Here is a 24,232-nt window from a genome sequence, read left to right on the forward strand (position 1 = left end):
ACAACCTCCGCCTAAGCCAAAGGCATGATTAATCCCTATAAGGGCATATTACAAATATAATACCTAAAGGAATTCCGATAACCCATTATTTAAGATACCCTGTATTTGGGGTTATACTTATCAACATATATATGTGGTCAGAACATGCATTTGCTTCTATTATTTCTACTCCTTTTTGCTCACATAGTTTTCTGAGTATTTGTCCTATATCTATTGTTATTTCTCGGTATATTACTTGTCTTCTATATTTTAGTGCAAACACTATATGGCTTCCGTCTTTTCTGAACCCTATGCATAGCACAGGATTTTCATTAGACAATAAAAAGAACCTACTCTAACGAGCAGGTCCTTTTTATTTGGCGGAGAAGGAGGGATTCGAACCCTCGATGAGCTATTAACCCATACACGAGTTCCAGTCGTGCGCCATAAACCGGGCTAGGCGACTTCTCCATATTCATTTTTGAATGCTTTACTATTATACTCAAAATGCAAGCTTCTGTCAACTGCAAAAAATTTGAAATTATAATTAAATCCCATTACTTATCTTTTTGAATGGCTAAAATATAAGGTGGTGCTTTCTTATTAACAAAATTATATTGTAAAACAGTAAACTTTCGATTATCTAAATTCACACAATAATCAAATACAATATTACTTTCAATTGCACCGTTTTTATGTCCTTGATAAACAACAATAATTAACAATCCTCCAATTTTAAGTAGATTTATTGCTTTTTGAATTGCTTGTATTGTTGTTTCGGCTAGCGTTGTAATTTGTTTGTTACAAGATGGAAGATACCCTAAATTAAATATTCCACCATCAATTACTGAATGAATATAACAATCTAAATTACTGTGTGAGTCATTAATAAGAGTGATTTTCTCCATATTAGCATGGTTTTCTTGCAGCAATAACTTTGTGTTTTCTAATGCGATTTCCTGTATATCAAACGCAATCAGCATAGATTCGGGAAATTGCTGATGTAAAAACAACGTATCATTGCCATTTCCCATTGTGAAATCCACAAGTACATCTCCATCATGAAAATGCATCAGCATCAGTTCTTTTGTAAAATCTAATATATTTTTCATGGGCTACTCCTATTGTATTACTTTTCTTTTACTTTACTATGATGAAAAACAGATGTCAACAATGAAAAAAGAATCAATACAATTTACTTAAAATTTCATTTTTTCTGTTGTCACTGATGAAAACATATTTGAATCATAAAGCTAAAATGGCAATAATAATATAACAATATGCATTGAATTTTATCCCTTTTTTCTGTTATACTTTAAATTAGGTAATAAAATAGTATTATATTTGGAAAGGAAAACTTAAATGTCAATTAGTAAGCTGATGTTAGCTGCGTTAAAAGCTTTGTCTTATCCGGATATAGATGTTAAAAATAATTATAAATTTGAGCGTCAAGTTATCAACGCAACGCATGTGCATTTGTTAAAACCATTATACCACACTTGGGATGAAACGATATCCACAGATGATTATGATATTCCGGTAAAATTATTTTCTCCTAATGAGGAGCGAGATCATCCTGTTTTGTTGTTTTTTCATGGCGGTGGATGGGTAACAGGTAACGTTGACAGCTATCATAAGGTTTGTGCCAATATGGCGAAACTCACAAAACATATTGTTGCTTCTGTTGACTATCGACTAGCACCGGAATATAAATTTCCTATTGGGTTAAATGATTGCTATGCAGTAGCAAAAGCGGTTATGATAAACAGGCGATTTTTAACAACCCCACAAAACAAGCTTATTTTAGCTGGTGATAGTGCAGGGGGAAATTTAGCTGCTGCTGTATCATTAATGGCAAGAGACAAAGGTGAATTTACCGTTGCAAAACAAATACTGCTATATCCATCCACATATCATGACCATACGGATTCTTCTCCATTTGATTCTGTACGTCAAAATGGAACAGATTTTTTACTTACATCCAAAAAGATAAGTGATTATATGGAGCTATACGAATCTTCATCGGAAGATAGAACGAATCCATATTTTGCACCACTATTAGCAGATAATTTAAAAAACCAGCCTCAAACATTAATTATAACTGCACAGTTTGACCCGCTTCGTGATGAAGCAGAAGAATATGGACGTAAATTGAAACAAGCAGGAAATTATGTGAAAATATATAGGATCAAAGATGCATTACATGGATTTTTCTCCTTGTCACCATCTGTCATCCAAGTAAAACACACCTATAAACTAATCAATGAATTCTTGAAAGGAGAGGATTAAATGCAAAAGCGGAACCATGTATCATGGTATAAATTAGACAACATTGCCAAGATTTTTCCATCTACTATAAACAAGCGTGATACAAAAGTATTTCGATTTGCGTGTGAACTCAAAGAAGAAGTGGACAGGGGCACTTTGCAAGAAGCATTGGAACAAACACTTGATGATTTTCCAGTATACCGTTCCGTACTAAAAAGAGGGTTGTTTTGGTATTACCTAGAAACCAGCACAATAAAACCAATTGTGCAATTAGAAACCAAACCACCATGCAGCCCATTGTATCATCAAAATAAAAAAAGCTTATTGTTTGAAGTAAGCTATTTTCATAATAGAATTAACTTAGAAGTGTTTCATTCTTTATCCGATGGAACAGGTGCATTACAATTTTTGAAATCACTGGTTCGTTATTATCTGATAAAAAGCCATCCTGAAGTTTTTATGAATACTCCCGTTTTAAATGATTATGATGCATCACTTACTCAAAAGAAAGATGATAGTTTTTTAAAGTATTATTCGGAAAATAAACCTAATTTTAAGATAAAATCCGGACCTGCTTATCGGATCCGTTTGCCCAGACTTTCCGAAAGCAGAATCAGCGTTATTGAAGGAAAAATACCTCTAAACAATATGATTCAAAAAGCTCGTGATTATCACGTAACGTTAACCGTATTAGTAGCTGCGTTATTCATGTGTGCAATTGAGAAGGAAATGGCTATAAAAGATAAAAAATATCCTGTTAAGCTTGTCGTACCTGTTAATTTAAGAAAATACTTTTATTCGGAAACTGTTCGAAACTTCTTTGGACTTATTGATATTAGCTATGATTTTGGTAAAGCAGATAACTCTTTAGAGAATGTTATGCAGCAAATAGCCAAAACGATGAATGAAGAGCTTACCATAGAGAGCTTAACAGAGAAGATGAACGGTTCGGCTGCATTAGAACATAACATTTTTGCTCGTTCGGTTCCCCTATTTCTCAAAGATATTGTTTTACATGAAGTAGATCGTATTTCTGAAAAAGAAAGAACCGCTGCTCTTTCAAATGTTGGGAAAATAGATTTGCCCCTAGAACTAAAGCCATATGTAGATAGCTTTGATGTAATTGCCAGTACAAATGTTATGCAAATCTGTATGTGCTCTTATGAAAATAACTTAACCATTACATTTACATCTGCATATAACGGAACGGATATTCAAAAGAATTTCTTTCGTAGTCTAACTCAGATGGGTATTCCAGTTCAAATTACATCAAATAACATCAATGAATCATAGGAGGAGGAATATATGAAACGTTGTCAACATTGTAATGTAGCTGTTGTTGGACAAGTTGATACTTGCCCTCTTTGCCAATGTTCTTTAGATAAAACGGGAGAACCATCACAAGATATTTTCCCCAGCATCCCTACAATTTATCATCAATATAGCTTTCTATTACGGTTAGTCTTATTTATATCCGTAGTAATTGCTGTTGCAAGTACGGCAATTAACTTTATGTTTACTCAAAGCGGTTGGTGGTCATTGTTTGTATTAGGTGGGATTGCTTGCTTATGGATCAGCTTATATTTCATTATTCAGAAGCGTGCAAATATTAGTAAAACCATCACCTATCAAGTAATCTTAATTTCTTTATTTTCTGTCGTCTGGGATGCATTAACCGGGTGGCGTGGATGGTCTATTGATTATGTTATACCAATTGTTTGTGCTTCCTCAATGCTGACGGTAGGAATTATTACAAAGGTTAAGAAAGTGCCAAAAGAAGATTATATGATTTATTTTGTTTTGGAAGCGTTATTTGGTATTATTCCGATTATTTTCTTTCTGACAGGAATATTAAATACAGTATACCCTTCTTTGATTTGCATTGCATTAAGTTTGATTTTCTTTGCAGCGCTATTTATTTTTACAGGTCCCAGCATCATAGCTGAACTAAAAAAGCGTTTACACCTGTAATGATTGAATAAAACCATTCACCTATCATTGTATTTTGTAGAATAGTCATTCTATTTTTTTAAAACTTATTATTGACTTTTTTGATTGAGTGTGTTAATATCTAACACAAAGTAGAAATGATTTACTATCTTTAAGTTCGGTACAGAGATGCCAGCAAGATTATCATTCTCAAATACTTAGTATAGTTGCGTGCAATTATGCTTGGAAAAGTGTGAAGTTTTAACTTGTCTGATATCTGCAGACAAGTTTTTTTATTTTGTTTGCAGATTACATCCGAGTGCCCAACACAATGAGAAGGGTCAAAGGAGTGTATCAATATGACTATATCAAAAAAACAACAAGTAATCGGTTATCTTCCTGATGAACGTCCACCGCTATGGAAACTATTCTTATACGCATTACAACAAGTAATCGTAATGTTCCCTGCAACAGTAGCAGTTGCAATTATCACAGGATTCCATATTTCAACAACAATTTTTGCAAGTGGTCTTGCAACAATCTGTTTTATCTTAGTAACAGGTAAAAAAATCCCGCTTTACTATGGATCAAGCTTTTCTTATGTTGCTGCAATTGGTAGCTTAATGGCATCTGAGCAACTAGCAGGATTAGCCTTAAATGACAAAATTGCAATTGCGCAGTTTGGCATTGTAATGTCAGGTTTTATCTCTATCATTGCCGGTATTATCGTTAAATGCTTCGGAAGAGAGTCTATAGAAAAAGTTCTACCACCAACTGTAACTGGTCCTATTGCAATGATTATCGGTTTGACTTTAGCCGGTACTGCATTAAAAGATGCAGCATCCATCGCAATTGATACTGCAGGCAAAATTGCTGTAGACCAATCTCAAATTGCTCTTGCAAATAATATGGCTTGGGTTGTTTCATTAGTAACATTGCTTGCTACCATTTTGTTCTCTGTTTATTTAAAAGGTGTATGGGGACAACTACCTATTTTATTAGGTCCGCTTTTAGGTTGCGCTACTGCATTTGTTATCAACTTAACCACAGGAATTGACTTATTTAAAGTTCTTCCTGAAGCTGCAAACTCAGGTATTTTTGCACTTCCAACCTTTACACTTCCTAAACCATCGCTAATGGCAGTTATGGCAATTATGCCAATAGCAATCGCAACGATTCCGGAATCAACAGCCCATGTATTCCAACTTGATATTTATGTTAATAACCTTGCAAAGAAAAAAGGCTCAAATAAAGACTATAAAATTGGCGATAAACTTGGATTAAACCTAATTGGTGACGGTATTGGAGATATCGTATCCGGTTTCGTTGGAGGTCCTGCAGGAACAAACTACGGCGAAAACATCAGTGCAATGGCAATTACAAGAGTATTCTCTATTCCTGTACTATTAGGCGCAGCTGTTATTGCAATGGTTGTTGCTTGCTTCACACCTCTTGTAAATGCAATTTATGCAATCCCTACTGCTGTAATTGGCGGATTAGAAGTGTATTTATTCGGTGCTATCGCTGCACAAGGTATTGCAATTTTAATTGAAAAGAAAGCAGATATGTTTAGCTCAAAAAATGTCGCAGTTATTGCAACAATTATGGTAATCGGTGTAGGCGGTCAATATGGATTCGGTGGTAATATTCCATTCTTCGGTATTGATATTCCTTGCGTTGCAGGTGCTGCAATCTTCGGTATTCTATTAAATCTTGTATTAAGCATTGGTGAGAAAAAACGCAATGCACATGCTCAAGCAACAGAAACTGATGAGACTGAAATTATTTTGGAAAAAGCAGAATCAACAGATGAAGCAAAAGAAGTAGTTTCTAAAGAAACAATGTCTGTATAAATATAAGAGATAAAAAATCGGTCAGTTCACGCTGACCGATTTTTTTATCCGATAAATTTTGTTTGCTTAATTTGAGCAATTAGTGATATACTTATGGTATTAACTTAAAGGAGTATTATCGTGAATCAAAATAAACGAAAACCGATATCAAATAAAGCAAAATCGACTAAAAGTACTGAATATGTTGTAAGCGAACCAATGGGATTATTGGAATTTTTGCGAGTATCTTTACCAAATCAAGCGAGAAATAAAGTCAAAGCGCATCTAACACATCGTGAGGTTTCTGTGGATGGCGTTGTAACTACAAAATATGATTATCTATTGAAAAAAGGACAAGTTGTTAAAATTGATCGTTCTGGAAAGCCACAACAAGCCAGTGCCAGTGATTTTCTTGAAATCATCTATGAAGATAATGATTTTATTGTTATCAATAAGCCCGCTGGGTTATTATCTATTGCAACCGATACGGAAAAGGTCGCTACCGCATATCATTTATTGACCGAGTATGTAAAACAAAAAGATGCAGAAAATCGTATTTTTGTTGTGCACCGATTAGATCGAGATACCTCAGGCGTTTTAATGGTAGCAAAGAATGAAGAAATAAAATACGCACTACAAGATCATTGGGATGAACTTGTTATATTCCGTGGTTATATTGCTCTAGTGGAAGGGCAATTAGAAGAAAAAGAAGGTCAAATTACGTCTTGGCTAAAAGAAACAAAAACTCATTTTGTATATTCCAGCGATAAAAACGGTGATGGGCAAAAAGCAGTTACAAACTATAAGGTGCTACAAGAATCTGCGAATCTTTCTATGCTGGAAGTGAAGCTTGAAACAGGGCGAAAAAATCAAATTCGTGTGCATATGCAGGATTTAGGTCATCCGATTATTGGCGACAAAAAATATGGTTCTCATGTAAATCCAATTAGACGCTTAGGTCTTCATGCTCACAAATTAGAATTTATTCATCCTATTACAAAACAAAAGGTGAGCTTTTTAGCACCAATCCCGAGAAAATTCAAAGCAATACTAAAACAGTCCTAGAAGAAAAGCTAGAACCACGAGTTTTCGTGATTCTAGCTTTATTTTTGTATTGTATTAAAATAAGTTTGTTATTTAGTTTTCCACATGAAGCTTCATTGTTTGTGGAAGATATCTGCTGCCATCTTGATCTGTCAGTAAAATTGCCGCATTATCAATAGCAATTGTAACTGTTTTGGTTTCACCAGAAGTTAAGGATAGTCGAGTAAATCCACACAGTTTTTTATTTGGTGTTTTATATTTCTCTTCACCATATGTTGCGTATACTTTTACAACAGCATCACCGTCAAATTTACCGGTGTTAGAAACATCTACAGAAATGGAAAGCGAATTATCTGCTATAGACCCCATAATTATTTCATTTTTCGTTTCAAAAGAAGTATAGCTTAATCCATAGCCAAACTCGTAAAGAGGTTTTTTGGTTAAATAACGGTAGGTTCTGCCTTCCATATTGTAGTCTTCAAAAGCAGGAATATCGTCAAGAGAACGATAGAACGTAACAGGAGTTTTACCGCTAGGGTTTTGTTTACCGAAAATAATATCGGCAATTGCACTACCACCCATAGTGCCAGGATACCATCCATAAAGAATTGCATCACAATTATCATTGCTCCAATTTAAATCTAAAGCGCCACCGGCTAGCACAACTAGGATAATTGGTTTGCCTAATTCTTTAACTTTTTCAAGCATCTCTACTTGATAGCCAGGGAAACTGAGGCTTGGTTTATCTCCTGCTCCAAATTCGTTGCAAGCATCCCCTTGTTCACCTTCAATAGAGGAATCTAATCCAAGACACATTACAATTACATCAGAATTTTGGGCAACGGTCATAGCGTCAGATGATAAATCACTAGGGCCAAACCAAGATGCATTATTTTTACGATATAGATGACAACCTTCTGAATATAAAACACGAATATCATCACCGCAATTTTCTTTGATACCATCTAAAACTGTATGATAAGTAGTTGCTGTACCGTTATAGTTACCTTCTAATGCACGAATGTTTGCCGCATTTGGTCCAATAACGCCAATTGTTTGAATTCCATCTTTTTTCAGCGGTAGAATACCATTATTTTTAAATAAAACAGTAGATTTTACTGCCGCTTCATAAGCTTTTTCCAGATGTTCTTTACATTCTACTTTCAAGTAATCGGTATTGTTATTATAAACGCAATCTTTATCAAATAAACCAAGTTTAAAACGAGTTGCCATAATACGAATTACTGCACGATCAATTTCTTCTTCTGTAACCAATCCTTCGTTATAAGCTTGCAATACATGAAGATATGTTTGACCACAGTTTAAATCGCAACCTGATTTTAATGCTAATGCCGCAGACTCTACAGCAGTATGGGTAATCAAACAGAACATATGCATATCTGCAAGTGCACCGCAGTCGGATACATAATAGCCTTTAAAGCCCCATTTTTGACGCATAACGTCTTCCATATATTCTTCGTTTGCACAACAATGTACACCATTAATCATGTTATAAGCGCCCATGATACCTTCTACATCTGCTTTTTTAATACACCACTCAAATGCGGGTAAATAAGTATCATGTAAATCAAAATTAGATACTTCGCTATTAAAGCCATGGCGAATTCCCTCAGGTCCACTATGAGCAGCAAAGTGCTTTGCACAAGCAGCAGCTTTCATGTAACGCTCATCTTCTCCACCTTGAAGACCTTTAATATAATTCTCAGCACAAACGCTTGTTAAATAGGGATCTTCACCAAAGGTTTCATGCCCTCTTCCCCATCTTGGATCACGATAGATGTTGATATTTGGTGACCAAAAGGTAAGACCTCTGTAAATAGAATGATCGTTATTTTTTTGAGCCCAATTGTATTTAATACGGCCCTCCAAGGCGGTAATATCACCAACAGTCTTCATCATATCCTGATCAAACATAGCTGCAAGACCGATAGATTGTGGGAATATGGTTGCAACACCTGCTCGAGCAACTCCATGTAAGCCCTCGTTCCACCAACCATAAGATGGAATACCTAAACGCTCTATTGCAGGTGCCTCGTTACAAAGCTGAGATGTTTTTTCCTCCAGAGTCATTTGAGAAACAAGCTCTCTTGCTTTTTGATAGTGTTCTTCATGAAACTTATGATTCATATGATTTCTCCTTTAATTTTCATTTTTTATGTAAATAATAAAAGCTGATTATATAACGGTATTCAATAATATTGTACCCATTTATTTTATCCAATTTGGTTTGTATAATCGTCGCTTGTGCACGAGCACAATACTTTTCAAACAGTAAGCGGAATTCACTTTTTCCGCTTACTGATTTTATTTAGAATATGCTGTTTACGTTTGGAGTAGAAATGTAATTCCAATAGTTACAATCAGTGTTGATATCCTTGCCTTCATCAGAGGTTCTGCAATCAAATGGTAAGCGAGGTTGTTCTAATTCCATAATGGCATCAATTTCGCTATTAGCATAAGCATTTACCATTTCCATTGCAGTTTTAATACGCATAATCAAGCCACCAAAGCGTAGGTCTTGCACATCAAAACCACCAGTTCGGCTTTCGTTATACCATTGCTTTTTAAACGCTGCATAGTAAACATCAATTCTTGCAAGAATTTCAGGACAAATTTCATTTGCTAATCGAGCAAGCTCCACTTTATCCTTTTTGTCATATGCTGTTTTTAATCGAACGCCAATATCACATTTTAGTTCTAATACAGAACATAGTTTTGCAAGGGTATCAAACAAGTAAGCTTGTTTTGAGTCCTTCTTAGCAAGGCTTGCTAAATCTTCAGAGCACTTTTTAAACCAAGCAGGGAATTCAGGCGTTACATGATAGTCGAATAATCCCATTAAAACATCTTGGAAGAATAGATATTTACAAGGGTTATAATGTGGAATTAAGTTATTTGTTGGTGTTTTATTCGGTTCACAAAGCTCAAAGAAATCTTCTAATGTATATCCGGTTAAGGCTTTTAGTTTAGAAGATACTTTTTCATCGATACCATCGGTTGAATAGCTTTCTTCACCATGTAATGCAAGAGTAGGTAATAAAGTGAAGATAGACGCTTCCGCACCGTTATCGCCCCACGCAGTTGTAAATACGGTAGATACACCATTCTCTTTTGCTTTTCTCAATGCCATTTTGGAAACCTTATGGCTATGGTTAATTGCAGGAACAATGCCACTCCATTTCCAAGCGCCACCTGCAAAGCCGATTTCGTTGTTAAATTGAAGATGACGTTTGAACATCATATCATATTTATTCTCATCTGTAGAATAATAATCCCAATATACTAGCATTACATCAGTTGGAACCATTTTTAGCAGCTCTTTATCCATTGGTTTATCGGTATAATAATCTTCACCAAACATTAAGCGGAAGAACATATCGCTCCACATCATAGCTTTGAAGTTATATTTCCTGCAAATTTCCAACACTCTTTTTAAATGCTCAATCATAAGCTCAGAGCGAGGTTTGTACCCGTTTTTATCAATATATTGTCCACGACCGAGGTAGAATGCTTCGTCCATACCAATATTGATAATATCAGTATCCACACATTCTCTCCAAGAGCGCATTACATCGTCAATGAATTGATAGGTTTTTTCCTCTTCAACCAATAAAGTATCTCCATGGTCACGAATATCCCAATAACAAGACCAACGAAGTGTTTGGGCTAAATGGGCAAGTGTTTGGATACAAGGAATAATGGTTACACCGAAATCTTTACCAAAAGCGTTTAACTCTTTTACATCCTTTTGAGAATACCCCATACGCATATAGCCAAAGTATGGATGTTCCTTTACTTCAAAGGTTTCTTCGTTGTATAAAAGAATATTATCTAAACCGAGCATTGCAGAATACATAATTACTTCTTTTGCAGTTTTCATGTTTAAAACAGAGTTTCTTGAGTTATCAATCATTTCTCCATTGAATTGGAAGCTTGGTGCTTCGCTTAATTGAAATTTCTCTTCTGTTTCATGTTCCATCAGCGTTAAAACGCCACGGAAAAATTCACATTTTTTTTGATACGTAATTTCAGCTTTGTTTGCTTTTTTTACAACAGTCAAGCCGCTGTTGCCTTGTTTGCAAGAAAGCTCCAATCCATCCTTATCAAGAGAAATTGCGACAAGATTGCTTAACGTTTCTAATTGGGACGCAAATTCTTTTGAAGAATCTGTTAGTGCTAATTTTAACATCTCATATCCTCCGTTTTTAAATAAAATTAATTAAGTTTATCTTACGTGCATTTTTTATAAATCATGTTTATTATAAGTAATCGTTTACAAAAAGTCTAGTGTTTCTATAAAATTCAATACAGAATTTTATAGAATTATTATTACATAGAATTCATAGCAAAAACTAAGATGTCGCATAAAAGTTAACCACGCCCATATACTATAGAGAAGTTACTTATTAAAGGAGGGCGGGCTATGAAAAAATCAGCAATTATTCAGTTCAAACCACTTATTATTAGTATTTTGATTCCTTTAGCAGTTGGAGGATTATCCGGATTTTTAACAAAGAATAGTATGGAACTGTTTAAAAACCTTAATCAGCCGCCGCTTGCGCCACCACCTATTTTATTCCCAATTGTTTGGACTATATTATTTATTTTAATGGGTATTTCAGCATACTTAGTCTGGGTTTCAGATTCTCCGTACAAAAAGCCTGCGTTACTACTATATGGCGTACAGCTTTTCTTTAACTTTATGTGGTCCATCATCTTTTTTAATTGGGAAATGCGTTTATTTGCATTTATTTGGCTAATGATATTATGGCTGCTCATTATAATCATGATTGCTCTTTTTTACAAAGTTGATAAACGTGCGGCATATTTACAAATTCCCTATTTACTATGGGTAACCTTTGCGGCATATTTAAATTTTGCTATCTATATATTAAACTAATTACAAAAGGAATCATCTACTCTATGGTGATTCCTTTTTCTTTTAGATTTGAAATGCATTCTTCATAATAAGTTGGGTTATGTTCGTCATATATCAAAGGTTGTTTTAATACACTATGGTATCGTTTTAAAGAAAAAGATGATAATGCCGCACAGTTTTTACCCCGATAACAATAATCCCACCAAAGAGGATCTATATGATATCCTCTTTTCTTCATTTCAAGCATTACCGTATGATGATAAGCAACAAGCAGCTCAGGCTCATGAGTAAATACATAATCAACAACGGAATGTTTTTTGCCCCATCCATTTCCTCGCAAAGCGCAGCATTCTCGATGCTGCCCTAGTAATTGCTTAGATGGTAATTGAGATAATAATGATTGATGCCAAAGTCGCATAAAGAATACTCCTATTCGTAAGACAAATATTGGATGAATTTGTTGCGTTGTGAGAACTGCTGTGGTAAAATAAAATAAATATATGTTATAGGTGAGGGTTTCGTTTTGGGTAAGTTATATTGTATTCTAGGAAAAAGTGGAGTCGGCAAAGATACGTTATTTAAGCAAATTATGAAAACAACAGATTTGAATATACAACCAATTATCCCTTATACAACAAGACCAAAAAGAAGTAACGAACAAGAAGGTGTTCAATACCATTTTGTTAATGATCAAGAGTTGGCAGAATTAGAAAAGCAAAATAAAGTAATTGAAAAGCGGCAGTATGATACTGTTTTTGGCGTTTGGAGCTATTTCACAGTGGATACGGGTTTAGACTTTAAAAACAATTATTTGTTTATTACAACATTAGAGGCAATTGAAAAATTGGCGAATTGGTATGGACCGGAAAACATTGTTATTATTTATTTGGAAATTTCGGATAGAGTTAGACTGGAACGTGCAATCAATCGAGAGAACACACAGGAAAGCCCAAATTACTCAGAGGTTTGCAGACGTTATTTAGCAGATGAAATTGATTTTTCTGAAGACAAGCTGTCTGTATATGCTAATTTATATCGAATTAACGCTGAACAATCACTAGAACAATGTGTTCGAAGCTTTGTAAATATTATGAGTCAAGTAGAAAACAGAAAATAAATTAAGATGATAAGCATTACTTAGAGGTGATGAGAAAATGGATATTGTCCCCCTGATTACAATAGATTTTGTTGCAATTGTTATATTGATGCTATCGATTTGTATGGTACAAAAAAACGGTACAATTTCGCAATTCGAAAACCGCCTTTATATAACTGCTTGTTTCTTAACAATAGCAATTATCGTTTTAGAGATGCTTGATGTGTTTCTTGAAATGAATAGTGATTTCAAGTTGGTTTCATTTCATAAAATTGTGAATATATTAGGTTTTGGATTTTGTCCTTTAGTTCCCTACTTAATGTTAATGTTTCAAAATGAAAAATACAAGCATAAAGTTCTTACAATGCTTCCGTTTGTTTTGAATTTATTTGTTGTAGCATGTAGCTATTTTACGGGATTTACTTTTCAAGTGGATACACAAAATCATTATACAAGAGGCCCTTGGTTTTTTATAACAGCTTTTGTTTGCTGCTATTATTATGTTTTGTTAGCCTTTGAAATCTTTTGTTCGCATACAAAAAGAGAGCGAAATGAGCAAATCTTTATTTATTATATCATATCTCTGCCTGTTGTAGGATCTATTATCCAAATTGTTTTTCCTAAGGTACTGTTGATTTGGAGTTGCACTGCAGTTTCGCTCATGTTCTATTATCGTTTTGTAAGAGAAGCTGGACTAAAATTCGATCCGTTGACAAATGTATTTACTCGTGCAATGCTAGATGCTCAAGTTGCGCTTTATAATTGTGGCAATAAGGCTTTACCTACAGTATCGGTTATTGTATTTGACTTAAATGATTTTAAAAATATTAACGATATCTATGGGCATGGTATAGGCGATTTTGCATTGCAACTGTCTGCTCAAATGATTTGTGAAAGCTTTTCGTCCTTAGGAAAATGCTATCGATTCGGTGGAGATGAGTTTGTTATTATTTGCGATAATAAATCAGAACAATCTATTCTTCAAGCCTTGAATGAGCTTGATCAAAAAGCAAAAAATATTATGATTAAAAATAAAAAGCTCATATCGTATGCTTATGGATTTGCTTCATTCAACAACAAAAAGCATAAAACATTTCAAGATGTTTTACAAGATGCAGATGAACAAATGTACTTTAACAAAGCAAAATATAAAGCAAGTCAATTTTTAGAAATCATGAAGCCATAACAGGATGTTTCTTATGATTTATCAAAGAAACTTCCTTTTTCTTTCGGAAAGGAATATTAGATATGAATAATAACGGCGTTTGTTTTATTATTGGAGCCGGAGAACCAACAATAGCGCCCCTTAAGATAAATAAAAACGATTATATGATCGCAGTAGATGGTGGATTTTCAGTTCTAGAGCAAGCAGGTATTGAGGCAGATATTGTAGTTGGTGATTTTGATTCTTACGGAAAAACACCAACCCATCATCTTATATTAAAAGCACCTGCTGAAAAAGATGATACAGATATGATGATGGCAATCAAACATGGTCTGGAAAAAGGATATCGAGTTTTTCATATTTTTGGTGGAACGGGCGGCCGATTTGACCATTCAGTTGCCAATCTGCAACTGCTCACATATTTAGCAAGAAGAAATGCTCAAGGTTTTTTATATGCGCAATCGAATATAATTACTGCAATTACCAATACAACGATGCATTTTGACTCTACCTATAAAGGCTATATCTCAGTTTTGGCAGCCGACAGCAAAGTTGAAGGCGTAACTCTTACCGGCTTAAAATATCCGTTAACGAACGCAACCATAACCAATGAGTTTCCTATTGGGGTAAGCAATGAGTTCTTAGGAGTAGAAAGCAGTGTATGTATTGCCAATGGGAGTGCATTTATTATTATAGAAAAGGATTAGGAGTATATTATGAATTTCGAAGCAGCTTTATTTGATTTAGATGGAACATTAATTGATTCCATAAGTGTTTGGAGAAGAGTGGATGAAGCCTTTTTAGCCAAACGAGGAATTGAAGTTCCGGATGATTATATGAAAGCCATTAGTTCAATGAATTTTTATCAAGCAGCAGAATATTCAATCAATCGTTTTGGCTTTCAAGAAGCAACAGAAGATATTGTTCAAGAGTGGAGAGAAATGGTATATCATGAATATGCAAACAATATTCCGCTCAAAGAAAGCGTTGAAGAGTATTTATCCTATTTAAAGCAAAAAGGAATAAAAATCGGTCTTTGCACTGCTTCACCTGAAGATTTATACGAAGCAGTTTTAAAGAATAATGGGATTTATCATTTGTTTGATGCTTTTTCTTCAACAGAAGAAGTAGCAAGAGGAAAAGGCTTTCCTGATGTTTATTTACATACTGCAAAGAAGCTTGGAATCGAACCAGAAAAATGCGTTGTCTTTGAAGATATTTTACCGGGTATCAAAGGTGCTAAAGCTGCAAATATGCTTGCTGTTGGCGTTTATGATAAAGAATCTGAAACCGATAAAGATAAAATCGAATCACTTGCAGATTATTATTTGTATCAATTTTCAGAGTTAATGGAATAATAGTAGTCACTGAGAATGTTAAAGCTGGGCCTACCGATTGTATCAGTAGGCTAAGCTTGTAGAAAAACTAAAAATGCAAGTAGAAACTGAAAAATGAAGGGATTTTCGTTGCGAAAATTGGTTTTTTTAAAATGACATATAACAACATATAAGTATTTATCAAATGGTAATCGCGTGGAACAATTGCTGGTCGCATAACGATTTTACAAGAAATGATCTAGGGAGCTAATGAAGAATCATATAGCACAAGCTTTATCTTTACCGATTTTATACAAATCAAGACGCGATGTCATATAAAAAGCAATTTTGAGAAACAAAGCATTTTTTATCCATGCTTTTTGGGGCGATTGCCAAAAAGCATGGTCAGGTTTGGGCGGATAGCCCAATATTGATATAGCAAGAATTAACCATATATCTTGAAAATATTACATTACAATTTACTTTGTCTACAGTCTGAGCCTACCGATTGTATTAGTAGGCTTTTGCACTATTTTTCATTCGTAGTAATTAAAATAGTAATTGTACACTTGATTATTTTTTTAGAAAAACTTGAAATGCAAACAAATTTATAGTATAATAGCAAAAGTAACAAGTTGTCTTATGACAAATTTGATATTTTTGCGAAAGCAGAGCAGAGGTTGTGCTATCTGACATGCGGATATGCGGGTCCTGTGCAACGAAATACCGTGAACCATGTCAGGCGGGGAACCGAGCAGCATTAAGCGGTTATCTTTGTGTGCCGCAGTGTTTCCTGTATGTCCGTATGTCAGAGCGTATGATTTTCTGTTCTGCTATTTTGTTATATCGAAAAAGGAGGTTGATTATGTATCTTGCGTTATATCGGAAGTGGCGTCCGAAAAGCTTTGAAGATGTCATAAGCCAACCGCATATTACAACAACTTTAAAAAATGAAGTGCAAAATAACCGCTTGGCTCATGCTTATTTATTTACTGGCCCTAGAGGAACGGGTAAAACGACTTGTTCAAAAATACTCGCTATGGCTGTTAACTGTAAACATCCTGTTGACGGAAACCCATGTATGGAATGCGAAAGCTGCAAAGGAATTGACGATGGCTCAATCTTAGATGTGGTTGAAATTGATGCGGCAAGCAACAATGGTGTCGATAATATTCGTCAATTGCGAGAAGATGCAAACTATACGCCAAGTCAATGTAAATACCGTGTTTATATTATTGACGAAGTTCATATGCTAAGCACAGGTGCATTTAATGCATTTTTAAAGTTAATGGAAGAACCACCAAGCCACGTTATTTTTATTCTAGCGACAACTGAAACCCACAAGGTTCCTGCAACGATAATCTCTCGCTGTCAACGATTCGATTTTAAACGTATTCAATCAGAAGATATCGTTGAACGTTTGTTATATATCACCAAAGAGGAAAAAACATTCACTCTTCAAGAAGAAGCGGCACAGTTAATTGCTCGTTTAGCAGATGGTGGAATGCGTGATGCTTTATCGATCTTAGACCAGTGTATCGCCTATTCTAGCGAAGTTACCGCAGAAATTGTAGTTGATGCAGCCGGAATCGTTGGGCGTGACTATCTGTTTGAAATTACCGATTACATTTTAGCTCATGATGCTGCGGGTGCTGTTACCCTCGTGGACAAACTCTACTCCATGTCCAAAGACTTACAAGGTTTATTGGAAGAGTTAATTCATCACTTCCGTAACATTATGTTAACCAAAGCATTAGGCAAGCCCGAAAAATTGGTAGAAGTATTGCCTAATGAACAAGAACAGTTGAAGAGCTATGCTGAAAAAATTCCGTTAACCGTTGTTTTGCGTACAATATCCGAATTACAAGATTGCTTAGATAAAATGGGTAAAAGTATTGACCGCCGTTTGAATTTAGAGCTATATTTGGTTAAGCTCTGTACCCCATCTTTGAATACTACAAATGATGCATTAGTTGCACGAATTGATAAATTAGAGGCTATGATTCAAAATGGTGTTGTTATGCAGTCTATATCGCAACAACCAACGCAAAAGACAGTCGTTGCAAAGAAATCAAAGCAGGAAATTGCATCACCTAATGCTGTTACAACGCAGCCTGAGCAACCATCTGTCTCTGAACCAATGGAACAATCCAATGTCGACGGAGAGTTACAACCATTCCGTGATTGGGCTGAAGTATTAGAGATTTTGAAAGATAAAGAGCCACCGATTTATGGTGTACTTCAAGGTTCAATGGCTTACGTTGGGCAAGGCGGATTATGGATTGTGAGCACAAGCGGGTTTGCGAGCACTTTTATGAAGCAAGAAGGGCAAGCAAATAAACTGCTGGATATTGTTGAAACGAAAATAGGCGTGCGTTATCGCTTGCGTGTTAAAGATAAGATTAAAAAAGCAAAAGAGCCAAATGTGAATTTATTAGATGACGTATTGAATAATGCGAAACAACTCGGTGTTCCAGTAAATGAAGGATAGATATGATTCTCATAGGGTTGGGTGATTCGATGAAATTACCAAAACGGAAATCAAATCGATTGAATGAATATAACTATAGTAAAAATGGTGCATATTTTGTAACAATTTGTGTCAAAGACAGACATGAATTGTTTTGGAAACAAGGTGTAGGGGCAACCTTAGGTCGTCCGAATGATACAGCCCATCTATCAATATACGGCAATGTTGTAAATAATGAAATTAAGCGTATTGAGAAAATCTATAATGATGTTGTAGTGATTACTCGATATGTTATTATGCCAAATCATATTCATTTAGTTATATGCCTACAAGGAAACGACGGACGACCACAGGTCGCCCCTACAATATCTCGTGTGATCCAACAATTTAAAGGGTCAGTTACAAAACAACTGGGGTTTCCGTTATGGCAGAAACTGTTTCATGACCACATTATTCGTAATGAAGATGAATATTTTCGGATTCTTCAATACATTGAGAATAATCCATTTTATTGGGAACAGGATTTATACTATAAACCAACCAATCCATAGGACGCTACGAATAGTGTCCAATAAAAAATAAATTAACTTATAATTTGGAGGAAACCTATATGAAAGCAAGATTACCACAAGGAATGGGCGGCGGCCCACAAAACATGCAAGCAATGTTAAAACAAGCACAAAAAATGCAAGAAGATATGGCTGCATTAACAGAAGAATTAGAAGCAAAGAATTATGAAGTAACTGTTGGTGGCGGAGCTGTAAAAGCTGTTATTAACGGTAAAAAAGAAATTGTTGCATTAGATATTAAACCTGAGGTTGTAGATGCTGAAGATGTAGAAATGCTTCAAGATTTAATTATCAGCGCTGTAAATGAAGCAATTCGCAAAGCAGAAACAGATTCAGAAACAGAAATGAACAAAATCACCGGCGGAATGAAAATGCCATTTTAATGAGATTGAGCTCAAATAATACAAAATAGAAGGTGACGAGCAATGAAATATGGCGCATTACCATTAACGAAACTAGTTGAACAATTTGCTTCGTTACCGGGTATCGGCCGAAAGACGGCGCAACGACTTGCATTTTACATCCTAACTCTTCCGAAAGAACGGGCAAAAGAATTTAGTGATGCCATAATGGAAGCACACGATAAAATTAACTACTGTACGATTTGTAAAAACTATACCGACCAACCTGTTTGCGATATTTGCAGTGATGATAGACGTGATAAAAGCGTGATTTGTGTGGTTGAAGATGCAAAGGATGTTGCTGCGTTTGAACGCACAAGAGAATATAGAGGGCAATACCATGTTTTAGGAGGGTTAATCTCCCCTATGGACGGAATTGGTCCTGACCAAATTTTTATAAAAGAATTGCTTGCAAGAATTCAAACAGGAGAAGTGAAGGAAGTCATTATGGCTACTAACCCTACTGTTGAAGGCGAAGCAACTGCAATGTATATCAGTCGATTGTTAAAGCCGTTTCAAGTGAAAACCTCTCGTTTAGCATATGGAATCCCCGTTGGTTCTGATTTGGAATATGCAGATGAAGTCACACTATACAAGGCTTTGGAAAACAGAAGCGAGATTTTATAATCATGCTTAATCACATTTAATTGTTAATAAATTGCGTTTCAATTGTGAAATCAAACTTCAAAAAGTTTTCAAAAACTATCAATACAATTCGACATCTATTTTCATAACTCTATGATAAACTTGGTTTCGTAGAGTGGATTCCGTATCTGTCTGGCGATGCTAAAACCATGGTAGGTGTGGGCTCCCTCTACAACCATTTATGTAGAAATAAATTGCCCCAAAGAGGTGACAAGCATATGGCTGAGAAAAAAGAGAATATGAAAACCATTTCTGTAAACAAAAAAGCGCGCCATGACTATTTCATTGAAGAATCCTTCGAAGCAGGAATAGAGCTTGTCGGAACAGAAGTAAAATCCATCCGTCAAGGTGGTGTCAATTTAAAAGACAGCTGGTGTAGTATTGAAGACGGCGAGATTTTTGTGAAGCAAATGCATATTAGCCCTTATGAAAAGGGAAATGTTTTTAATAAAGATCCTATTCGTGTTCGTAAACTATTGATGCACAAATCGGAAATTAACCGATTATTTGGTTTAGTAAAGCAAAAAGATTATACGTTAATTCCAATTTCGCTGTATTTTAAAGGTTCACGTGTAAAAATGCAGTTAGGACTTTGCAAAGGTAAAAAACTATACGATAAGCGAGATGACGCTGCCAAACGTGATGCTACCCGTGAAATGGACAGAGCATTAAAGCAACGTCAAAGATAATAATCGTTACTTGCAATCCATTCTATTTTTTCTAGGATATAATCAACACAACATAAGGAAGGCTGACAACACCGGTATGATATATAAAGAAGAAAATATTAATATTGATTACGAAGGTTATGGCTTAGAAGCTCCTCCCCAAAAGGCAACAATACAATCATATATTGTAGATAGCACAGACCAAACATATCTGAATCGTAAACGTCCTGCTGTTATTATCTGCGTTGGAGGAGGTTATGAAAAGGTAGTTTCGGAAAAAGCAGAACCGATTGCGTTACAATTTTGTGCAAGTGGGTTTCATGCTTTTGTATTGAATTATTCTGTAACACCAGTTCGTTTTCCCGGTGCATTATTAGAGCTTTCTAAGGCAGTTGCTACCATTCGAGCATCTGCTTCTAAATACAATATTCATGAAGATAAGATTGTTATTTGTGGTTTTTCAGCCGGAGGACATCTTGCCGCAAGTTTAGGTGTTTATTGGAAGCAAGGGTTTATTCAACGATATTTAGGATATGATAATGATGAAAATCAACCAAATGCGTTAATCCTAGGATATCCTGTTATATCCAATAAAGAAGGCATAGCGCATCTACGTTCTATGCAGAATTTACTCGGTAAATATCCGGATCAAAAGGAGTTGGAATTATTTTCTTTAGAAGATAACGTAAATGACCTTGTGCCGCCGACTTTTTTGTGGCATACTAGTGATGACCCTATTGTTCCAGTAGATAATTCATTATTATTTGCTTCTGCATTAAGAAAACATGAAATCCCATTTGAGTTACACGTTTATCCAAGTGGTGATCATGGATTAGGATTAGCAAATGAATTAACCGCAAGTTTTTTAGGGCAAATTAACCCCGCTTGTCAAAACTGGATTGACATGGCGATTCGATTTATTAACAACCTATAACGTGATATTTTTCATCTTAAATATGGGGGCGTAAAGGTTTCGACGGGGATTAAAAACCAATGTAAGCGAGTAGAGTGGGCGAAAACTCTTTAATCGTCGCAGTTTATAAATTAAACGCTAACAATAATAAATTAGCTTACGCAGCTTAAGCCTGCGTCGTCTTCGTTGTGAAGGACCACGAGCATAACAAGGCGTCAAATTAGTGGTGAACGTGTTTCGAGAGTTACCTTGTATCGATTCATGTATTAAAGGTTACTGAATCTACAAGCCTGCTATTCGGCGTGTAGAAGAGGGAATGTCAAAAGAATCAGCTACACTCGTAGAAAGCGTTGGGGACGAGTTTTCGGACAGGGGTTCAACTCCCCTCGCCTCCACCATCAAATCCACATTTTTAAATATGTTGGGAAAAAGAGAACAGCTAAACATCGTGCTATATAGCATTGTGTTTAGCTGTTTTTGTTATTAACCTTTAATAAGTCTATACAGTAATTATATGCTACTATCAAAATTAAAATAAATAATATATTACTTCAAACTTTAAAGCTTAAAGCAACAAACTATTTACAATAACCATCATAATATTCACACACTTTCTCTTCCCACCAACCGAAAGCAACGATTGTACTATTTGGTGCAATAGGAAGAAAACCACCAAGATAAACAACCAGAGATTGACCAGGTGAAATAATAATCTGTCCTCCATCAATTACTAAAGTGGAGTAAGGTGAGACGATTCTACTGAAAATATTTACACCATCTTTTGGCGGTTCAGTAGTTGTAGCTAAGTACTTAATTTTTCCTTTCGGTATCGGCGCCGGAATAATAGCTAAATTGACACAGCTAACTGAGTTACTGGTTACACCTTCATTCAAAGTAGATCTAAGATAAAATTCAGAGGATATGTTTTGTGCAGAAACATTTGTTACAGTTATAGCATTCACATATATATTCACATGTGAGCTTGATGGATTTCTTAGTGCTACTAAGGCATGTTGGCATTCACCCTTTAATTTTGGGGTTTGACCAATAAAATAATTCCCTTTTTCTGATTGATATAATGGATAGGGTTCGCATACATCCTTTTTCGGTTGCTTATCGGGGTAAAACATTAAATCACCTACATACAATAAATTCAAGGATAATCATTATCCCCGTATATTATATATTTTTTAAATACAATATGTGATAAATGTTTCATTGTGTGTTTTCCTTGCAACTTTTACTGTTCAATTGCGCTTACTATTTCTTATACTACTACTTCTTTCTTTTTTCTTATGCTATAATAGAAACAAATGACAAAGGAGGAGTACGATGCAAGTTAATCGATTATTTCAAATTGTATATCTCTTACTCCATAAAAAGAAAGTCACCGCAAAAGAACTTTCTAATGAGTTCGAAGTTTCAGTTCGAACAATCTATCGTGATGTAGAAACGCTAAGCAGTGCCGGTATTCCTATTTTCATGAGTCAAGGAAAAGGTGGCGGTATTGAATTATTAGAAGATTTTGTTTTAGATAAAACCGTTTTATCCGAGTCGGAACAAACAGAAATACTCTCTGCTTTAAAAGGTCTTTCCGTAGTCCAAGAGCCTGATGCAGATCAACTATTATCTAAAATGAGTCATTTATTTCATAAGCCCCAAACCAACTGGATTGAAATTGATTTTTCAGATTGGAGTGGAAATGACGAGAAATATCAGCTTATCAAAACTGCTATTTTAGAAAAGCATACTATCGCCTTTTCCTATTTCAATAGCTATGGACAAAAATCGAGCCGTATTGCTGCCCCTTTACAACTTTGGTTTAAGGGAAAAACGTGGTATATCAAGGCTTTTTGTTTTCAAAAAAGCGAGCCAAGGGTGTTCAAAATCAGTCGCATGAAAGAGGTTACACTATCTGATTTACCTTATCCAACCGATATTGTATTTTCACAGAATGAACCAATCATTGTGGAGAGCCGAGAGGTTGTTTCTCTTACCTTATATATACAAGCTAACCTGGCCTATCGGGTATATGACGATTTTGAAGAAAACCAAATTACCATTTTACCAAATGGAGATTTTGAAATTCACGTATCCTATCCACATGGAGAATGGGTTTTGGGTTATTTACTTTCTTTTGGAAGTGGTTTAAAAGTGCTAGAGCCATTATGGATGCAAGACCTTATAAAACAAACTATGCAAAATGCCTTAACGCAATATTTGTAATATGACATACTGTTGTCAACTTTAACTTGTTATGATATAGCTATCAACAATAAAGGAGACATCACTATGAATTATGAAATTGTAAACTTAAAGGAAAAAACCATTATCGGTGTAAAAGCAACCACTCAAAATAACGATCCTTCTATGCCGCAAATAATCGGAGGGCTATGGCAAAAATTTTATCAAGATGGAATATATGCTTCCATTTTAAACAAAGCAAGCGAAAAAGCATATGGAATTTATTCAGACTACCAAGCCAATGTAAACGGTCCCTATCAAGTGACTGTTGGATGTGAAGTAACCAATGTCAATTCTATTCCGGCAAATACAACGATTCAAGTAATTCCAGCAGGAATTTATGCAAAATTTATAGTTAAAGGTCATATGCAGCAAGCAGTAGCCTCTTTTTGGCAGCAAGTTTGGAATATACCTTTAGATAGAAGTTATCTTTGTGATTTTGAAGAATATCAAGACGATTGTATGGAAAATGCTGAAATTAACATTTATATTTCTCTTGCCAGCGCAAATGAAATTGCACCGTCTTTTTGTCAAAGTTGCGGTATGCCAATGAGCAAACAATTTTATAGTACAAATGCAGACGGAAGTGAAAATCGAGAATACTGTTCCTATTGCTATCAAAATGGTGCTTTCTTGAAAGAAGAATCTATGGAAGAAATGATCGAAAGCTGTATTCCGTTTATGATAGAAGATAACCCAGCAATGACTGCTGAGCAAGCACGAGCAATTCTGAACGAACAAATGCCACAACTGAAACGTTGGAACAAATAATATCTCAACGAAAGGAATACAG

The 24,232-nt window shown here is 35.2% G+C and carries 23 protein-coding genes, 1 tRNA gene, 2 other RNA genes and 1 pseudogene; 20 read left to right on the forward strand and 7 right to left on the reverse strand.

All coding sequences use genetic code 11. The features are described from left to right. Positions 1-88 precede the first annotated feature (88 nt). From tnpA to RBG61_RS07870, 3 genes and pseudogenes are all read right to left on the reverse strand, one after another. Positions 89-301, reverse strand: a pseudogene (gene tnpA, locus RBG61_RS07860) (IS200/IS605 family transposase); the annotation flags it as partial. A 56-nt stretch (positions 302-357) separates the two neighbouring features. Continuing rightward, positions 358-450, reverse strand: a tRNA-Ser gene (locus tag RBG61_RS07865). A gap of 86 nt (positions 451-536) precedes the next feature. Beyond that, complete coding sequence (locus RBG61_RS07870) at positions 537-1,091, reverse strand: tRNA (mnm(5)s(2)U34)-methyltransferase (protein WP_307942401.1); 555 nt, start codon at positions 1,089-1,091, stop codon at positions 537-539. 250 nt (positions 1,092-1,341) lie between these two features. Here RBG61_RS07870 and RBG61_RS07875 point away from each other — a divergent pair, with 250 nt between their 5' ends. The 5 genes from RBG61_RS07875 (at position 1,342) to RBG61_RS07895 (ending at position 7,073) form a co-directional block, all read left to right on the forward strand. Next, positions 1,342-2,268 (forward strand): alpha/beta hydrolase, encoded by a 927-nt coding sequence (locus RBG61_RS07875; RefSeq protein ID WP_307942404.1) that lies wholly within the window; start codon positions 1,342-1,344, stop codon positions 2,266-2,268. Next, positions 2,269-3,540, forward strand: a complete 1,272-nt coding sequence (locus RBG61_RS07880; RefSeq protein ID WP_307942406.1) for a hypothetical protein — start codon at positions 2,269-2,271, stop codon at positions 3,538-3,540. 12 nt (positions 3,541-3,552) lie between these two features. Continuing rightward, entirely contained in the window at positions 3,553-4,218 is a 666-nt protein-coding gene (locus RBG61_RS07885; RefSeq protein ID WP_307942407.1) for a DUF6320 domain-containing protein, read from the forward strand. Between the two features lie 317 nt (positions 4,219-4,535). Beyond that, positions 4,536-6,029 (forward strand): uracil-xanthine permease family protein, encoded by a 1,494-nt coding sequence (locus RBG61_RS07890; protein ID WP_307942408.1) that lies wholly within the window; start codon positions 4,536-4,538, stop codon positions 6,027-6,029. A gap of 120 nt (positions 6,030-6,149) precedes the next feature. Then, a complete protein-coding gene (locus RBG61_RS07895; RefSeq protein WP_307942409.1) occupies positions 6,150-7,073 on the forward strand; it encodes an RluA family pseudouridine synthase in 924 nt (307 codons plus the stop codon). A gap of 72 nt (positions 7,074-7,145) precedes the next feature. Here RBG61_RS07895 and RBG61_RS07900 read toward each other — a convergent pair whose 3' ends face one another. Both RBG61_RS07900 and RBG61_RS07905 read right to left on the reverse strand, forming a co-directional pair. Then, a complete protein-coding gene (locus RBG61_RS07900) occupies positions 7,146-9,200 on the reverse strand; it encodes a glycoside hydrolase family 3 C-terminal domain-containing protein (protein ID WP_307942411.1) in 2,055 nt (684 codons plus the stop codon). 181 nt (positions 9,201-9,381) lie between these two features. After that, positions 9,382-11,262, reverse strand: coding sequence for a beta-N-acetylhexosaminidase (locus RBG61_RS07905; RefSeq protein WP_307942413.1), 1,881 nt, complete (start codon positions 11,260-11,262; stop codon positions 9,382-9,384). A gap of 234 nt (positions 11,263-11,496) precedes the next feature. On the opposite strand from RBG61_RS07905, the gene RBG61_RS07910 reads away from it, so the two are divergent. Further along, positions 11,497-11,973: a TspO/MBR family protein gene (locus RBG61_RS07910; RefSeq protein WP_307942415.1), complete on the forward strand. Its 477-nt coding sequence runs from the start codon at positions 11,497-11,499 to the stop codon at positions 11,971-11,973. A 16-nt stretch (positions 11,974-11,989) separates the two neighbouring features. Here the strand turns inward: RBG61_RS07910 and RBG61_RS07915 are convergent, their stop codons facing one another. Then, positions 11,990-12,370, reverse strand: coding sequence for a TIGR02328 family protein (locus RBG61_RS07915; protein ID WP_307942418.1), 381 nt, complete (start codon positions 12,368-12,370; stop codon positions 11,990-11,992). A 105-nt stretch (positions 12,371-12,475) separates the two neighbouring features. Here RBG61_RS07915 and RBG61_RS07920 point away from each other — a divergent pair, with 105 nt between their 5' ends. The 12 genes from RBG61_RS07920 (at position 12,476) to ssrA (ending at position 21,593) form a co-directional block, all read left to right on the forward strand. Continuing rightward, positions 12,476-13,069 (forward strand): guanylate kinase, encoded by a 594-nt coding sequence (locus RBG61_RS07920; protein WP_307942419.1) that lies wholly within the window; start codon positions 12,476-12,478, stop codon positions 13,067-13,069. A gap of 37 nt (positions 13,070-13,106) precedes the next feature. Beyond that, positions 13,107-14,234, forward strand: coding sequence for a GGDEF domain-containing protein (locus RBG61_RS07925; protein WP_307942422.1), 1,128 nt, complete (start codon positions 13,107-13,109; stop codon positions 14,232-14,234). Between the two features lie 62 nt (positions 14,235-14,296). After that, the gene (locus tag RBG61_RS07930; protein WP_307942423.1) at positions 14,297-14,920 is read left to right on the forward strand and encodes a thiamine diphosphokinase; all 624 of its coding nucleotides are present in this window, start codon (positions 14,297-14,299) and stop codon (positions 14,918-14,920) included. A gap of 9 nt (positions 14,921-14,929) precedes the next feature. Further along, the gene (locus RBG61_RS07935; protein ID WP_307942425.1) at positions 14,930-15,571 is read left to right on the forward strand and encodes an HAD family hydrolase; all 642 of its coding nucleotides are present in this window, start codon (positions 14,930-14,932) and stop codon (positions 15,569-15,571) included. A 660-nt stretch (positions 15,572-16,231) separates the two neighbouring features. After that, positions 16,232-16,331: signal recognition particle sRNA small type (gene ffs / locus RBG61_RS07940), an RNA gene on the forward strand. Between the two features lie 63 nt (positions 16,332-16,394). Then, complete coding sequence (gene dnaX / locus RBG61_RS07945) at positions 16,395-18,020, forward strand: DNA polymerase III subunit gamma/tau (RefSeq protein ID WP_307942426.1); 1,626 nt, start codon at positions 16,395-16,397, stop codon at positions 18,018-18,020. Positions 18,021-18,049: 29 nt separating this feature from the next. Continuing rightward, the gene (locus RBG61_RS07950) at positions 18,050-18,550 is read left to right on the forward strand and encodes a transposase (RefSeq protein ID WP_307942427.1); all 501 of its coding nucleotides are present in this window, start codon (positions 18,050-18,052) and stop codon (positions 18,548-18,550) included. Between the two features lie 59 nt (positions 18,551-18,609). Continuing rightward, the gene (locus tag RBG61_RS07955) at positions 18,610-18,951 is read left to right on the forward strand and encodes a YbaB/EbfC family nucleoid-associated protein (protein ID WP_307942428.1); all 342 of its coding nucleotides are present in this window, start codon (positions 18,610-18,612) and stop codon (positions 18,949-18,951) included. A 42-nt stretch (positions 18,952-18,993) separates the two neighbouring features. After that, complete coding sequence (gene recR, locus RBG61_RS07960) at positions 18,994-19,596, forward strand: recombination mediator RecR (protein WP_307942429.1); 603 nt, start codon at positions 18,994-18,996, stop codon at positions 19,594-19,596. Between the two features lie 236 nt (positions 19,597-19,832). Continuing rightward, on the forward strand, positions 19,833-20,303 hold the full coding sequence (gene smpB, locus RBG61_RS07965) for an SsrA-binding protein SmpB (protein ID WP_307942430.1): 471 nt from the start codon (positions 19,833-19,835) through the stop codon (positions 20,301-20,303). Between the two features lie 76 nt (positions 20,304-20,379). Then, positions 20,380-21,216: an alpha/beta hydrolase gene (locus RBG61_RS07970; RefSeq protein WP_307942431.1), complete on the forward strand. Its 837-nt coding sequence runs from the start codon at positions 20,380-20,382 to the stop codon at positions 21,214-21,216. Positions 21,217-21,240: 24 nt separating this feature from the next. After that, positions 21,241-21,593: a transfer-messenger RNA gene (ssrA, locus tag RBG61_RS07975) on the forward strand. A gap of 180 nt (positions 21,594-21,773) precedes the next feature. On the opposite strand, the gene RBG61_RS07980 is transcribed toward ssrA, so the two are convergent. Continuing rightward, positions 21,774-22,325: a DUF6143 family protein gene (locus RBG61_RS07980; protein WP_307942432.1), complete on the reverse strand. Its 552-nt coding sequence runs from the start codon at positions 22,323-22,325 to the stop codon at positions 21,774-21,776. A gap of 202 nt (positions 22,326-22,527) precedes the next feature. Here RBG61_RS07980 and RBG61_RS07985 point away from each other — a divergent pair, with 202 nt between their 5' ends. After that, positions 22,528-23,421, forward strand: coding sequence for a helix-turn-helix transcriptional regulator (locus RBG61_RS07985; RefSeq protein WP_307942433.1), 894 nt, complete (start codon positions 22,528-22,530; stop codon positions 23,419-23,421). Positions 23,422-23,487: 66 nt separating this feature from the next. Next, positions 23,488-24,210 (forward strand): effector binding domain-containing protein, encoded by a 723-nt coding sequence (locus tag RBG61_RS07990; protein ID WP_307942434.1) that lies wholly within the window; start codon positions 23,488-23,490, stop codon positions 24,208-24,210. Positions 24,211-24,232: the final 22 nt, after the last annotated feature.

The sequence above is a fragment of the Paludicola sp. MB14-C6 genome (assembly GCF_030908625.1).
GTDB lineage: Bacteria > Bacillota > Clostridia > Oscillospirales > Ruminococcaceae > Paludihabitans.